At 61.3% G+C, this 14,430-nt stretch carries 12 protein-coding genes and 1 tRNA gene; 7 read left to right on the top strand and 6 right to left on the bottom strand.

The annotated features are described in order from the left end of the window. Positions 1–84: 84 nt before the first annotated feature. Positions 85–1,239 carry a PatB family C-S lyase gene (locus tag QMX91_RS21415; RefSeq protein ID WP_282413321.1) on the bottom strand — a complete coding sequence of 385 codons (1,155 nt, stop codon included), beginning with the start codon at positions 1,237–1,239 and terminating at the stop codon, positions 85–87. Positions 1,240–1,559: 320 nt separating this feature from the next. Here QMX91_RS21415 and fdnG point away from each other — a divergent pair, with 320 nt between their 5' ends. The 7 genes from fdnG (at position 1,560) to QMX91_RS21450 (ending at position 10,772) form a co-directional block, all read left to right on the top strand. Further along, positions 1,560–4,625 (top strand): formate dehydrogenase-N subunit alpha, encoded by a 3,066-nt coding sequence (fdnG, locus tag QMX91_RS21420; RefSeq protein ID WP_282413322.1) that lies wholly within the window; start codon positions 1,560–1,562, stop codon positions 4,623–4,625. After that, a complete protein-coding gene (fdxH, locus tag QMX91_RS21425) occupies positions 4,626–5,561 on the top strand; it encodes a formate dehydrogenase subunit beta (protein WP_282413323.1) in 936 nt (311 codons plus the stop codon). After that, positions 5,558–6,223: a formate dehydrogenase subunit gamma gene (locus QMX91_RS21430; RefSeq protein WP_003224974.1), complete on the top strand. Its 666-nt coding sequence runs from the start codon at positions 5,558–5,560 to the stop codon at positions 6,221–6,223. Before fdxH ends, QMX91_RS21430 begins: the two co-directional genes overlap by 4 nt. Before the next feature lie 3 nt (positions 6,224–6,226). Then, positions 6,227–7,153 carry a formate dehydrogenase accessory protein FdhE gene (gene fdhE, locus QMX91_RS21435; RefSeq protein WP_282413324.1) on the top strand — a complete coding sequence of 309 codons (927 nt, stop codon included), beginning with the start codon at positions 6,227–6,229 and terminating at the stop codon, positions 7,151–7,153. 190 nt (positions 7,154–7,343) lie between these two features. After that, positions 7,344–8,756, top strand: coding sequence for an L-seryl-tRNA(Sec) selenium transferase (gene selA / locus QMX91_RS21440; RefSeq protein ID WP_282413325.1), 1,413 nt, complete (start codon positions 7,344–7,346; stop codon positions 8,754–8,756). Further along, entirely contained in the window at positions 8,753–10,669 is a 1,917-nt protein-coding gene (gene selB, locus QMX91_RS21445; protein ID WP_282413328.1) for a selenocysteine-specific translation elongation factor, read from the top strand. The genes selA and selB overlap by 4 nt, the downstream gene beginning before the upstream one ends. 7 nt (positions 10,670–10,676) lie before the next feature. Continuing rightward, positions 10,677–10,772, top strand: a tRNA-Sec gene (locus QMX91_RS21450). A 49-nt stretch (positions 10,773–10,821) separates the two neighbouring features. Here the strand turns inward: QMX91_RS21450 and QMX91_RS21455 are convergent. The 5 genes from QMX91_RS21455 to QMX91_RS21475 all read right to left on the bottom strand — a co-directional run bounded on the left by QMX91_RS21455 (position 10,822) and on the right by QMX91_RS21475 (position 14,259). After that, entirely contained in the window at positions 10,822–11,343 is a 522-nt protein-coding gene (locus tag QMX91_RS21455) for a hypothetical protein (RefSeq protein WP_282413326.1), read from the bottom strand. Beyond that, complete coding sequence (locus QMX91_RS21460) at positions 11,340–11,861, bottom strand: hypothetical protein (protein WP_098964065.1); 522 nt, start codon at positions 11,859–11,861, stop codon at positions 11,340–11,342. Before QMX91_RS21460 ends, QMX91_RS21455 begins: the two co-directional genes overlap by 4 nt. Further along, positions 11,858–12,511 (bottom strand): hypothetical protein, encoded by a 654-nt coding sequence (locus QMX91_RS21465; protein ID WP_135295842.1) that lies wholly within the window; start codon positions 12,509–12,511, stop codon positions 11,858–11,860. Before QMX91_RS21465 ends, QMX91_RS21460 begins: the two co-directional genes overlap by 4 nt. A 284-nt stretch (positions 12,512–12,795) precedes the next feature. Further along, on the bottom strand, positions 12,796–12,960 hold the full coding sequence (locus tag QMX91_RS21470; protein WP_167734059.1) for a hypothetical protein: 165 nt from the start codon (positions 12,958–12,960) through the stop codon (positions 12,796–12,798). A gap of 6 nt (positions 12,961–12,966) precedes the next feature. Continuing rightward, positions 12,967–14,259: an OprD family porin gene (locus tag QMX91_RS21475; protein ID WP_282413327.1), complete on the bottom strand. Its 1,293-nt coding sequence runs from the start codon at positions 14,257–14,259 to the stop codon at positions 12,967–12,969. Positions 14,260–14,430: the final 171 nt, after the last annotated feature.

Here is a 14,430-nt window from a genome sequence, read left to right on the forward strand (position 1 = left end):
CGATAGCGGTGTATCAGCCGACATTGATGTTGAATGTCAGTCAGCTATCGCGAGCAGGCTCACTCCTACAGATTGGTGGTGTTTTCAGGTATTGCGCTGGGTCAGGGCGCGCTCCATGCGGCGGATGCCCTCTTCGAGCAACGACCGTGGGCAGCCGAAGTTCAGGCGCACGAACTGTTGGTGCTGATCGCCGAAATCCAGCCCGGCGCTCAGACCGACCCTGGCCTGTTCGAGGAAGAACTGTTGCGGATTGTCCAGGTCCAGCGCCGAGCAATCGAGCCACGCCAGATACGTCCCTTGCGGCACATTGATCGTCACCCCCGGCAAGCGGCTGCGCACCGCATCCACCAACCAGTCGCGGTTGGCCTGCAGATAGGTTTTCAGCTCGGCCAGCCACGGCGCACCTTGGCTGTAGGCGACGCGGGTGGCTTCCATGCCCAGCGGGTTGACGCTGTCGACCATGCCGCAGCGCGCGTGGTTGACGCGTTCGCGCAGGGCGGCGTCCTGGATGATCATGAACGAGGTCTTGAGGCCGGCGATGTTGTAGGCCTTGCTCGCCGACATCAGGGTGATGGTGCGCTTGGCGATTTCCGGGCTGAGGGACGCGGTCGGAATGTGCACGCGGCCGTCGAAGCACAGTTCGGCGTGGATCTCGTCGGAGATGATCCAGGCGTCCTGTGCCGCACAGATATCCGCTACGGCTTGCAGCTCCTCACGGCCAAACACCTTGCCGATCGGGTTGTGCGGGTTGCTCAAGAGCAGGGCGCCGCCACCGTTCAGCGATTCGCGCAGGGTCTCCAGCGGCGTGGCGTAAGTGCCATCGGCCTGGGGGATGAATTCCAGCTCGACCTTGTTCAGCCCCCAATGCCCCGGCGCATGCCGCAGCGGCGGGTAGTTCGGCACTTGCACCACGACGTTCTGCTGCGGCTGTACCAGGGCTTTCAAAGCCATGTTGAAACCGGATTCAACGCCCGGCAGGAAGATCAGCTCCTGCGGTTTGACCTTCCAGGCGAACTTGTCCCACAGGTCGGCGACGATCGCCTCACGCAAGTTGTCCTGCGCCACGCTGTAACCCACCAGTGGGTGCAACAGGCGCTGCTGCAGCGCCTCGATGATCACCGGTGGCGCGGCGAAATCCATATCAGCGACCCACATCGGCAACACATCCTCCGGGTAGCGGCTCCACTTGGTGCTGCCGGTGTTGTGGCGGTCGAATACCTGATCAAAATCGAAAGTCATGCGCGGTCTCGTGAAGGCGGGATGGATCCTGGGCGCCATTCTAAGCCCAACGCGACCCATGTGGGAGCTGGCTTGCCAGCGATGGCGTCGTCACTGTCGCTATTAGTGTTGACTGATCCACCGCTTTCGCTGGCAAGCCAGCTCCCACAGGGTTTTGTGTTCGTTGGCGAATAGACCGACAAACGGCCGACGGTCGGTTTTCACACAGAGTGTGTGGTCATTGTCTACAGTGAAAAAGCCGGCAGGCATTCTGCCGTAACCGTGTTTGTCCAGAAAAAGCCCGGCTCAAGTACCGGGTTCCACCTGATCAGGAGTGCACGATGGATCTCAGCCGTCGTCAATTCTTCAAGGTCGCCGGTATCGGCCTTGCAGGCTCTAGCCTGGGCGCGTTGGGCATGGCCCCGACGCTGGCCTTCGCCGAGCAGGTGCGTCACTTCAAGCTTGCCCACACCCATGAAACCCGCAACACCTGCCCGTATTGCTCGGTCGGTTGCGGGTTGATCATGTACAGCCAGGGCGATGCCGCGAAGAACGTCGCGCAAAATATCATTCACATCGAGGGCGATGCCGACCACCCGGTCAACCGCGGCACCCTGTGCCCGAAAGGCGCGGGCCTGCTGGACTTCATTCACAGCCCGGGCCGCCTGCAATACCCGCAAATGCGCAAGCCCGGCAGCAGCGAATGGACCCGGATCAGCTGGGATGAAGCACTGGATCGCATCGCCGACCTGATGAAGGCCGACCGCGACGCCAACTTCATCGAGAAAAACACCAGCGGGCAAACGGTGAATCGCTGGCTGACCACCGGATTTCTCGCCGCGTCGGCCGCATCCAACGAAGCCGGTTACATCACCCAGAAGGTGATTCGCAGTCTTGGCATGCTGGGGTTCGATAACCAGGCGCGTGTCTGACACGGCCCGACGGTGGCAAGTCTTGCCCCGACGTACGGCCGTGGTGCCATGACCAATACCTGGACCGATATCGCCAACGCGAATCTGATCCTGGTGATGGGTGGCAACGCAGCAGAAGCGCATCCGTGCGGCTTCAAATGGGTAACCGAAGCCAAGGCACATAACGCTGCCCGGCTGATCGTGGTCGACCCGCGTTTTACCCGGACCGCTTCCGTGGCCGACTATTACGCGCCGATCCGCACCGGTACCGACATCGCCTTCATGGGCGGGCTGATCAATTACCTGCTGACTCAGGACAAGATCCAGCACGAATACGTGCGCAACTACACCGACGTCTCGTTCATCGTCAAAGCCGGCTATGGCTTTGAAGACGGCATCTTCAGCGGCTATGACGCGGCCAAACGCAGTTACACCGACAAATCCGGCTGGGGTTACGAGTTGGGCGAGGATGGCTTCGTCAAAGTCGACCCAACCCTGCAGGACCCGCGCTGCGTCTATCAATTGATGAAGCAGCATTACAGCCGCTACAACATTGAGCTGGCGAGCCAGATCTGCGGGATGCCGGTCGATGCGATGCAGAAAATCTGGGATGAGATTGCCACGTGCTCCACGCCGGGCAAAACCATGACCATCCTCTATGCACTCGGCTGGACGCAACATTCGATCGGCGCACAGATCATCCGCAGTGCGGCGATGGTGCAACTGCTGCTGGGCAACGTCGGCATGCCGGGCGGCGGGGTCAATGCCTTGCGTGGGCACTCGAACATTCAGGGCCTGACCGACCTCGGGTTGTTGTCCAACTCGCTGCCGGGCTATCTGACTCTGGGTGGCGATGGCGAGCAGGACTACAACGCCTTTATCAAAAAGCGTACGCAAATGCCGTTGCGTCCGGGGCAGCTGTCCTACTGGCAGAACTACAGCAAATTCCACGTCAGCCTGATGAAGTCCTGGTACGGCGCCAACGCGACGCTGGAGAACAACTGGAATTACGACTACCTGCCGAAACTGGATATCCCCAACTACGACGTCCTGAAGATGTTCGACCTGATGAGCCAGGGCAAGGTCAACGGCTACATGTGCCAGGGTTTCAACCCGATCGCCGCGTTGCCGGACAAGAACCGGGTGATGGGCGCGCTAGCCAAGCTCAAATGGCTGGTGGTGATGGATCCGCTGGCCACCGAAACCTCGGAGTTCTGGCAAAACGTCGGGCCGTACAACGATGTGAAAAGCGCCGAGATCCAGACCGAAGTGATTCGCCTGCCGACCACCTGCTTTGCCGAGGAGGACGGCTCGCTGGTCAACAGCAGCCGCTGGCTGCAATGGCACTGGAAAGGCGCCGACGGCCCCGGCGAAGCGCAGACCGACATTCGCATCATGAGCGAACTGTTCCTGCGCCTGCGCAAGCGCTATCAGGCCGAGGGCGGCAAGTTCCCCGATCCGCTGCTGAACCTGTCGTGGCCGTATAAGATCCCCGACGAGCCATCGCCGGAGGAGCTGGCCAAAGAGATCAACGGCAGCGCCATGGCCGACTTCACCGATGCCAGCGGCGTGGCGGTCAAGGCCGGATCGCAACTGGCCGGGTTCGGCCTGCTCAAGGACGACGGCAGCACCGCGTCCGGTTGCTGGATCTTCGCCGGCAGCTGGACCGAGGCCGGCAACCAGATGGCCCGGCGTGACAATGCCGACCCGTATGGCATGCATCAGCATCAGGGCTGGGCCTGGGCGTGGCCGGCCAACCGGCGGATTCTCTACAACCGCGCTTCGGCGGACGTCGCCGGCAAACCGTGGGATCCGAAAAAACGCCTGGTGTGGTGGAACGGCAAGGCCTGGGGCGGCACCGACGTGCCGGACTACAAGGCCGATGTGCCGCCGGAAGCGGGGATGAACCCGTTCATCATGAACCCCGAAGGCGTGGCGCGGTTCTTCGCCGTCGACAAGATGAACGAAGGGCCTTTCCCCGAGCACTACGAGCCGTTCGAAACGCCGATCGGCATCAACCCGCTGCACCCGCAAAACAAGAAAGCCACCAGCAACCCGGCGGCGCGGATCTTCGATTCGGTCTGGGAAAGCCTCGGCGAGGCCAAGGACTTCCCGTACGCCGGCACCAGTTACCGGCTGACCGAGCACTTCCACTTCTGGAGCAAGCATTGCAAGTTGAATGCGATTGCCCAGCCTGAGCAGTTCGTCGAAATCGGCGAAGTGCTGGCGAAGGAGAAGGGCATCGCCGCCGGAGATCGGGTGCGGGTCAGCTGCAAACGCGGGTTCATCGAGGCGGTGGCGGTGGTGACCAAACGCATCCGGCCGCTGCAGGTCAACGGCCAGGTGGTGCATCAGATCGGCATCCCGCTGCACTGGGGATTCACCGGCCAGACGCGTCACGGTTACCTGACCAACACCCTGGTGCCGTTCCTCGGCGATGGCAACACACAGACCCCGGAATCCAAGTCATTCCTGGTCAACGTGGAGAAACTGTAAATGGCCAGCCAAGACATCATTGCCCGCTCGGCCACCACCACGGTGCCGCCCTCGGTGCGGAATCAGCAGGAAGTCGCCAAGCTGATCGACACCACCAAATGCATCGGCTGCAAGGCCTGCCAGGTCGCCTGCTCGGAATGGAACGAGCTGCGCGACGAGGTCGGTCACAACCACGGCACCTATGACAACCCGCAAGACCTGAGCGCTGAAACCTGGACCTTGATGCGCTTTACCGAACACGAAACCGACGCCGGCAACCTGGAGTGGCTGATCCGCAAGGACGGCTGCATGCATTGTGCCGAACCGGGGTGCCTCGCGGCATGCCCCAGTCCCGGGGCGATCATCAAGCAAGCCAACGGCATCGTCGATTTCGATCAGGATCACTGCATCGGCTGCGGTTATTGCATCACCGGTTGCCCGTTCAACATTCCGCGGATCTCGCAGAAGGATCACAAGGCCTACAAATGCACCTTGTGTTCCGACCGCGTCGCGGTAGGGCTGGAGCCGGCCTGCGTGAAAACCTGTCCCACCGGCGCCATTGTCTTCGGCACCAAAGAAGACATGAAGGAACACGCCGCCGAACGCATCGTCGACCTGAAAAGCCGTGGCTTCGACAACGCCGGGCTGTATGACCCGGAAGGCGTCGGCGGCACTCACGTGATGTATGTGTTGCACCACGCCGATACGCCGAAGATCTACGCCGGGTTGCCAGAGGCGCCGGCCATCAGCCCGCTGGTGGGCTTGTGGAAAGGTATCAGCAAACCCTTGGGCCTGCTGGCGATGGGTGCGGCGGTGCTCGCCGGTTTCTTCCACTATGTGCGCATCGGGCCGAATCGCACCGAAGAGGATGATCATCCGACGCCACCGGATACTTCGGTGCACGTTGTCGATCCGGCGGTGCACACCTTCGATCCACGCGGGGAGGACCGGCCATGAGCAACAAGACGATCCTGCGCTACACCGCCAACCAGCGCACCAATCACTGGCTGGTGGCGATTCTGTTCTTCATGGCCGGGCTGTCCGGGCTGGCGTTGTTTCATCCGTCGATGTTCTGGTTGACTCACCTGTTCGGCGGCGGGCCGTGGACGCGGATTCTGCACCCGTTCATGGGCGTGCTGATGTTCGTGTTGTTCCTCGGCCTGGTGTTCCGCTTCTGGCGCGCGAACTTCTTCATCGACAACGACTGGAAGTGGATGCGCCGCATCGATCGAGTGCTGGTCAACGATGAAGAAAGCGTGCCGCCGGTGGGCAAGTACAACGCCGGGCAGAAGATGCTGTTCTGGACTTTACTGCTGTGCATGCTCGGTCTGCTGTTCACCGGGCTGGTGATCTGGCGCGCGTATTTCAGTGCGTACTTCGGCATCACCGTGATCCGCTGGGCCATGCTCCTGCATGCGCTGGCCGGGTTTGTACTGATCCTCAGCATCATCGTGCACATCTACGCCGGGCTGTGGATCAAGGGTTCGGTGGACGCGATGCTGCATGGTTGGGTCAGCCGCGCCTGGGCGAGGAAACACCACGAACTGTGGTATCGCGACATCACCCGCGATGAACGCAATCCGGACGTGCCGGAGCGACCGATCACCAAAAAGGGCTGACTTTTGGCAACTATTCTTGAACCCGGGGAAATCGAAGCGGCGGCCAGTTCGCCGCCGTTTCTGCACCTGCCGCCGCACAATCTGTTCACCTTGCGCGCCCAGCGCCTGGAGCAATTGGCCGAAGGGCATCCGCTGGCTGATTACCTGCGTCTGATCGCCGGATTGTGCCGGGCTCAGCAGCAGGTTTTCGACGATCCACCGCTGACGGCATCGTTTGATCAGCAAAGGATCGAAGCCTGTCAGTTGCATGGTTTGCCGCCGATTGCTGCCGACACACTGGTTCGCGAAGACGCTTGGCGGGCTTATCTGGATGCTTTATTGCAACGTTACGTGGCGCCCGATCAACCCGCCGTAGTCGACGCGCTCGCCACATTGCGCGGTGCCAGTGTCGGGCAATTGCGCGCGTGGGCCGTGGCGCTGGTCAGCGGTCAGTATTCAATGGTGCCGGCGGCGCTGGTGCCGTTCCTCGGCGCCGGGCTGCAAGCGGCGTGGAGCCATTGGCTGCTCAGCGCAGCGAACCTGCAACTGAAACCCGGCGACAGCCTCAGCCAGTGCCCGGGCTGTGGTTCACCGGCGATGGCCGGGGTGATCCGCCATCGCGGCAAACACAACGGCCTGCGCTATCTGGTGTGTTCGTTGTGCGCCTGCGAATGGCACGTGGTGCGGGTCAAGTGCGTGTATTGCGAGTCGAGCAAGGGCCTGGATTACCTGAGCCTGGAGGACGATCGGCATGCGGCCAATCAGGCGCCGATTCGCGCGGAGGTCTGCCCCAGCTGCAACAGCTACCTGAAACTGGTGTATCTGGAGAACGATGCCGAAGGCGAAGCGTTGTCGGCGGATCTCAGCAGCCTGCTGCTCGACATGCGTCTGGCGCAGGACGGTTTTCAGCGTCTGGCACCGAATCTGATGCTGGCGCCGGGAGACGAATGACCAGAGCGTCTACACTCCTGAAAAACTTGTGAGAGGGGCTTGCTCCCGAAGGGGCCGTGTCAGTCAGATCATTTGTGGCTGACTCACCGCATTCGCGAGCAAGCCCGCTCCCACAATTGGGGGCCGGTGTGCTGTATTTAGACGCGTTGCGTCAGGTCATGCCGGAGAGTCTTGTTTTCGGGAGTGGCTGATGTCTTCGAGTGTTGCCCTGCGGTTGCCTTCCATTGATGGTTTGTTGCGTCACCCGGCCTGTCTGCCGCTGGCCGAGCGTTATGGTCGTGAGGCGTTGCTGAGCGGTTTGCGGCAGTTGCTTGATGAGCTGCGGCTCAGCGTGTTGCAAGGTCAACTGTCTGCCATTGAAATCAGCCCCGAAGTGCTCGCCGGCCGCGTCGGCGAGCGTCTGGCCCAGCAACAGCGCAGCAACGTGCGGCGGGTGTTCAACCTGACCGGCACGGTGCTGCACACCAACCTCGGTCGTGCCTTGTTGCCCGAAGAAGCCATCGACGCGGTGCAGATGGCCGCACGTTACCCGCTCAATCTGGAATTCGATCTGGCCAGCGGCAAGCGCGGTGATCGCGATGATCTGATCGAAGGCCTGATCCGCGAACTGACCGGCGCCGAAGCCGTCACCGTGGTCAACAATAATGCCGCTGCGGTGTTGCTGACGCTGAACAGCCTCGGCGCGCGCAAGGAAGGCATCATCTCGCGCGGCGAGCTGATCGAAATCGGCGGCGCGTTCCGCATCCCCGACATCATGGCCCGCGCCGGTGTGCGCCTGCATGAAGTCGGCACCACCAACCGTACCCACGCCCGCGACTACGAAGCAGCGATCAGCCCGCGCAGTGGTTTGATCATGCGCGTGCATGCGAGCAACTACAGCATCGAAGGCTTTACCGCCCGGGTGCCCACCGCCGAACTGGCCGAACTGGCCCATCGGCACGGCTTGCCGCTGCTGGAGGATCTGGGCAGCGGCAGTCTGCTGGACTTGACCCGCTGGGGTCTGCCGGCGGAACCCACAGTGCGCCAGGCGCTGCTCGACGGTGCAGACATCGTCACCTTCAGCGGCGACAAATTGCTCGGCGGGCCGCAGGCCGGGTTGATTGTCGGGCGCAAAGACTTGATCGCGAAGATCAAGAAAAATCCGTTGAAGCGTGCTTTGCGGGTCGACAAGTTGACCCTGGCCGCGCTGGAAGCGGTGCTCGGCCTGTATCGCGACCCGGATCGCCTCGCCGAACGTCTGCCGAGTTTGCGGCTGTTGACTCGCCCGCAAGCCGACATTCTCGCCCAGGCCTCTCGTTTGCAACCGGCGATGGCTGAAGTCTTGGGCGAACCGTGGAATGTCAGTGCAGTGAAAGCGCTGGGCATGATCGGCAGCGGCAGCCAACCGGTGGCGCGGTTGCCGAGTGCGGCGCTGTGCTTGCGCCCGCAAGTGTCCAAGCGTATGCGCGGGCGTTTTCTGCTGAATCTAGAAGCGGCATTGCGTGCGTTGCCAATCCCTGTGCTCGGGCGCATTGACGACGATGCGCTATGGCTCGATCTACGCCAACTCGATGACGAGCCGACGTGGCTGGCGCAGTTGCCGCAGTTGCAGGTCGAGTCGTGATCGTCGGCACCGCCGGGCACATCGACCACGGCAAGACCTCGTTGCTGCAAGCCCTGACCGGGCAAACCGGCGACCGCCGCCCGCAGGAGCGCGAGCGCGGAATGACCATCGACCTCGGTTATCTCTACGCAGAGCTGGAGCCTGGTGCCGGGCTGACCGGGTTCATCGATGTGCCGGGCCACGAGAAATTCACCCACAACATGCTCGCCGGGGCGCAGGGCATCGATCTGGTGTTGCTGGTGGTGGCGGCGGATGACGGGGTGATGCCGCAGACCCGCGAGCATCTGGCGATTGTTCAGTTGCTGGGCATTCCCCGGGCGCTGGTGGCGATCACCAAATGCGATCGGGTTGAAGCGGGCAGGGTGGAGGAGGTGCAGCGCCAGGTTCTCGATCTGCTCGAAGCCGGGCCATTCGCCGATGCGACGACGCTGGCGGTGTCGAGCGTGACCGGGCAGGGCGTCGATGAACTGCGCCAGAGCTTGCTGCAGATTCAAAGCGAAGTGCATGAGCGCAGCCGCGAAGGTGGTTTTCGCCTGGCCATCGACCGCGCCTTCAGCGTGGCGGGCGCCGGGATTGTGGTCACTGGCACGGCATTGTCGGGAACGGTGTCAGTCGGAGACAAACTGGCCCTCGGGCCGTCCGGGAAATCGGTGCGGGTGCGAGGACTGCACGCGCAAAATCAGGCCGCCGAGCAGGCCTTCGCCGGGCAACGGGTGGCGCTGAACATCAGTGGCGATCGATTGACCCTGGAGCAGATCCATCGCGGCCAATGGCTGTTGGCCGAATGGCTGCACGCACCGACGCAACGGGTCGATATCGAATTTCAACTGTTGCCTGGTGAGCGCACCTTCGAACACTTTCACCCGGTGCACGTGCACCTCGGTACGCAAGACGTCATCGCCCGCGTGGCGTTACTCGAAGGCCCGCGCTTGAGTCCCGGTCAGCGCATGTTCGCGCAATTGCTGATCAACGCCCCGGTGCACGCGGTGAAGGGCGATCGCCTGATCCTGCGTGACCACAGCGCGCAACGCACCCTCGGTGGTGGTCAGGTGCTCGACCCGTTCGCCCCGGCCCGCCAGCGCCGTAGCCCGGAACGGCTTGCGCAACTGCAGGCCCTGGCCGGCAGCGACAGTCTTGAACAAGCGCTGCCGCTGTTGCTCGACCACAGCGCTGGCGGCCTCGATCCGCAACGAATTGAGCGCCAGTTCAATCGCCCGCGTGAAGACTGGGCACTACCGGCCAACGTGCGCCTGATCGACACCCGCCAGGGACCGGTGCTGTTCAACGTGCAGCGCTGGGGGCAGTTGAAGTTCACCCTGTTGGAGCAGTTGGCCAAGTTGCATGAGCTGGAACCGGACCAGATGGGACCGGATCGCGACCGCCTGCGACGCTTCAGTGGTCTGGCGCTGGAGCGCTCGACCTTTGTCAGCCTGCTGGAAGAACTGCGCGCCGCCGGATCGATCAACGCCAGCGGGCCGTGGTTGCATTTGCCCGATCATCAGGTGCGTTTGAGTGCTGAAGACGAAACCCTGTGGCAGCGCATGCAGCCGCTGTTCGAGCAGGCCGGGTTTGATCCGCCGTGGGTACGTGATGTCGCCAAAGTGTTGGGCGTGGAAGATGCGATGGTGCGCCTGCTGTTGCGCAAACTGGCGCGCCTGGGGCTGATGCACCAAGTGGTGCGCGATCTGTTTCTGTCTGACGGGCAACTGCGGCGCATGGCCAACATTCTGTTGCAGCTGGAACAGGAAAATCCGTCGATCCAGGTGACAACCTTCCGTGATGCGCTAGGCTTGGGACGCAAACGCTGTATTCAGTATCTGGAATACTTCGACCGCCTCGGCCTGACCCGACGCATCGGAGAATCCCGGGTGATCCGCCACGACAACGCGCTGGCCAGTGCCGACGCACCCTGAGTTCAAAGGAAGGCAATCGCGCCCGGTGGCGCGGCCGGGCTTCAAACCCGGTTGGGGACGGCATCCGTTCCCGGGCAGGTTCGACTCCGGCTGCCTTCCGCCAATAAATTCCCGTCCTCGCCGCAGTGATGCTTGCTGTCGCGGCGCAACGGTCAAGGCTGATAGGGAATCAGCTTGTCCTTCTCCAACTCTCCCAGAAACTGATCCAGCATCTGCTGCTTGTTCTTGTTGTCCGGGATCGGCACGTACCAAGCCAACACGCTCCAGCCTTCGCGGGAATAGTTATAGGTCTTGAGCAGTTTACCGTCCTTGAAGACCGAGCTGCGCAAGTTGTCCTGGTAGTGATAAGGCACTGGGAGGGTGAACAGGGTCAGAACATTGAACATGGCCAGATAATGGGTTTCGCCCGACCACGGCTGGGTAATCAGCAGGCTGTAACCGTTGCGGGTGTAACCGCCGTCGAGCATGGAAAACGCACCGGAGTTTTTCAGTGCAGAAATGGTTTCACGCTGACGATATTCTTCGTGCCGGGAATTGGCCGGGCCCAGGCTCAACGTCACCGGCACATAGGCTTGCGTAGCGTGATAATCGAGGGGCGGCAGGGTGTTGGCGCAACCGCCGAGTGCCATTAGCGCACTGAGCAGCGCGCCGTTCTTGATCAAGGCCAGCTTCATTGGGCACTTCCCACGACAGGGATCAACCGGTCATGTTGAACGTCCTGGGCAAAGGCCCGTGCAATACGGCTGAGGTTCTGTCCTTCCAGCTCGCCACCCTGGTCGAGCAACCAGGTGTATTTCTGGGTGTTATTGCGATAGGTGTACTGCTTGAGGCGCTTGTCGCCTTGATACACCGAGAACTCGGCCTGCGTGTCATATTCCTTCGAAAGCGGCAGCATGAACAGTGTGGCGCAACTCAACAACACCACTGGGAACGGCGGGAACTCGCGTTGCATGTTCAATTTGACTTGGACGTTGTACGCATCGTTTTGGCCGGACCCGGTTTCGACGTTGCGAAATACGCCAGTTTCGCGCAGATGATTGCGCAACGACGAAGACTGCAGAGGGTCGTCGATCATGACGTGGATCGGTGCCAGATAATCCTGTCCGTCGGCCAGTGTGCGCTCTGGCAAGGTGTTGGTGGCGGTACAACCGGCCAGCAGAGCGACGGTGGCAAGCGTGGTGATTTTTTTCATGGTTTGATGTCCGCGGCAACACCCGGCGGGGTATCGGCAAAAATATAGGGTTCGGCGCTTTTCAGATCGAGCTTCAGTGATTGCAGAGGTGGTAGTCCGGGAACCTGGCGCTGGGCGATCACGGCGTCGCGGGCGCGCTGATCGCGCCAGAGGAAGGTGCAGCCGATGCCGTTGAGGCAGAGCGAGCGATATTCGCCCATGTAATAGGCTTTTCCGGCTTCAAGACGTAGCGGAAGGTTGAATTTCTCACGCGCTTCCATCGAACTGTAAACGGTGCCAAGCCCCGGTGTGTATCGCGCAGAGAAGAACTGGAAATCGTAGAACTCGTAGTCGCCCGGTTTCAAAGCAAGGACGAAGACACTCGCGGCACCGTTAGCGTCCTGAATATCCTGCGGCGTTGAATAGGCACCGGCCATTTTCCAGATACCGGCAGCGCCGTACTGGGAGCCACGTTTGCGTATAAACAGGCGTTGGTTATCCGCCGGAGACAGTTTGAGCGAGCGCGGCCCGATAGACCCGATCAGATAAGCCACAGGCTCATTGGCCTTGGCCTGCAATGGTTCGCTGACCCATGACGCGCTTTCGGTGATACAACCACTGAGCAGCGAGGCCAGCAGGCCGGCGACCACTATTTTGAAGACATGAAACATGAACATCCCTGAATCTGCGTGATTGATGACGTTCAGTTGCGAAGGCCAATCAAAGCCTTCCTGGCCAAACGTTTTTGCGGGGCGCGCAGACTAAGTGATGTAGTGGCATTTGGCTAGCCAATAACGCAGGTCGGCTTCCGTCCGCGAATCACGCAATGTTCAATATGTCACTCGATCCCCTGGTTGGAGCCAGCCTGCTGGTGGTGGCCGGTGTGTCATTAACCTCAAAGTCGGCTGATCGGCCGCTTTCGCGAGCAGGCTCGCTCCCACAGGGGATCGGGGTTTCAGGCGGGTGGGTCGAGGTTGTCGAGGGCGCGGTTGACGGTCAGTTCGCCGAGCATCACGACTTGCTGAATGCCCAGCAGGGCTTCGTTGTCGGCGGCTTCGTGAAGTTTTTTGAGTCGATGGATTCGTAGGGCGACCTCGGGTCTGAGTCCGGGTTTAATCACGGGCCATCAGAACCCCAACGGGTACTGAATCACCACATAAATCCGGTCGATATCATCCCCGGCCTGTGCCTCGTTGGCCCGGTGCGAGACGTGCGACAGCTGCACCGACAGGTCCTTTGCCGTGCCCGATTGCACGATGTATTTCAGATCGATATCCCGTTCCCAATGCTTGCCGCCAGCGCCTTGCTGCGGCTGATAGTCGCCAGTCTCGGCATCGAACGGGTTGTACGCGCCGCCCTTGGGCGCGTGAGTGCCGTCGATGTGGTCGCCGGAGACGTAGCGGGTCATGAAGGTCAGGCCAGGGATGCCGAAGGCGCCGAGGTCAAGGTCGTAGCGTGCTTGCCAGGACCGTTCGCCAGCGCCGTTGAAATCGGCGTATTTGATCGAGTTGGCGAGGTAGATCGAGTCGCCGCCCACGAAATCGAACGACGTGTCGCCATTGACGCGTTGCCAGCCGAGCATGACCGCGTGCGGGCCGAAACTGTACTTGCCGGACAGGCTGAACGCGGTGTTGTCGATCGCGCCGGCCAGCGCCCGACCGGTATCGCGGGTGTGGTAGAGGTTGGCATCGAGCAACAGGCCGGACTGTTTGAAGTGCAGATTGGCGTAGTACTGGTGCCAGGTGTCAGTCAGATCCGAGGCGTAAAGCGATCCACCCACCGGACTGTCGCCGAACAGATCGGCGCCGAGAAAACTGATTCCGCCAGCCTCGGTAGTGGCGCCGTAACCGGAAAAGTCGCCGCGCCCTGAGGAGCTGTCCTGATTCTTGAATGCGGTGAAGTGTCCGGCCGTGAAGTTAACGTTGTCGATTTCACGACTGTTCACTAGCAAACCTGTGGCGTATTCCGGTTGCAGGCGTTTGTCCGAGGTGTCGAACACCGGCGTTTCCACGGTCATCTCGCCGAACGCGAGGGTGGTGCGCGAAGCTTTCAGTTTGAACGCGCCGCCAGCGCTGGAGTAGTTCGGTTCACTACGACCATTGCTGTCGACCGGCAACAGACCCGTGCCGGAATGTCCTTTGCCGCCATCGAGTTTCAGGCCGAGAAAGGCGTGGGCATCGATGCCGAACCCGACAGTGCCTGGCGTGTAGCCAGAGGTGAACGTGCCGATAAAGCCCTGGGCCCATTCCTGTTTATAGTTTTTGCCGGAGGGAGAGGGTGAGCGGTAGTCGTTGCTCAGGAAGAAGTTACGGCTGAGCACTTCGGTTTTGGCGTCGTTGAAGAAGTCGCTGGCGAAAACAGTGTCGGTCTCTGCGCAAAGCAGGGCCAACAGTGCAAAGCGTGGTGTCGAGGGAGCCATCGTGAGGGACCGACAATCAGGGAAGGTCTGCTGATGATGGGCAGGATCAACCGGGCTGGATTGAGCCGATGTGCTGAGTTCAAGGCATACCTGATTCCGTTGTAGGAGTGAGCCTGCTCGCGATAGCGGTCGATCAGTTTAGATCGATGTTAATGACACACCGCTATCGCG

The organism is Pseudomonas sp. PS01299, from assembly GCF_029960145.1.
Lineage (GTDB): Bacteria > Pseudomonadota > Gammaproteobacteria > Pseudomonadales > Pseudomonadaceae > Aquipseudomonas > Aquipseudomonas putida_A.

Excerpts from the sequence above, each read along its gene's own strand:
- QMX91_RS21415 (WP_282413321.1), bottom strand. The coding sequence starts at position 1,239 with ATGACTTTCGATTTTGATCAGGTATTCGACCGCCACAACACCGGCAGC.
- fdxH (WP_282413323.1), top strand. The coding sequence starts at position 4,626 with ATGGCCAGCCAAGACATCATTGCCCGCTCGGCCACCACCACGGTGCCG.
- QMX91_RS21430 (WP_003224974.1), top strand. The coding sequence starts at position 5,558 with ATGAGCAACAAGACGATCCTGCGCTACACCGCCAACCAGCGCACCAAT.
- selA (WP_282413325.1), top strand. The coding sequence starts at position 7,344 with ATGTCTTCGAGTGTTGCCCTGCGGTTGCCTTCCATTGATGGTTTGTTG.
- QMX91_RS21455 (WP_282413326.1), bottom strand. The coding sequence starts at position 11,343 with ATGAAGCTGGCCTTGATCAAGAACGGCGCGCTGCTCAGTGCGCTAATG.
- QMX91_RS21460 (WP_098964065.1), bottom strand. The coding sequence starts at position 11,861 with ATGAAAAAAATCACCACGCTTGCCACCGTCGCTCTGCTGGCCGGTTGT.
- QMX91_RS21465 (WP_135295842.1), bottom strand. The coding sequence starts at position 12,511 with ATGTTTCATGTCTTCAAAATAGTGGTCGCCGGCCTGCTGGCCTCGCTG.
- QMX91_RS21475 (WP_282413327.1), bottom strand. The coding sequence starts at position 14,259 with ATGGCTCCCTCGACACCACGCTTTGCACTGTTGGCCCTGCTTTGCGCA.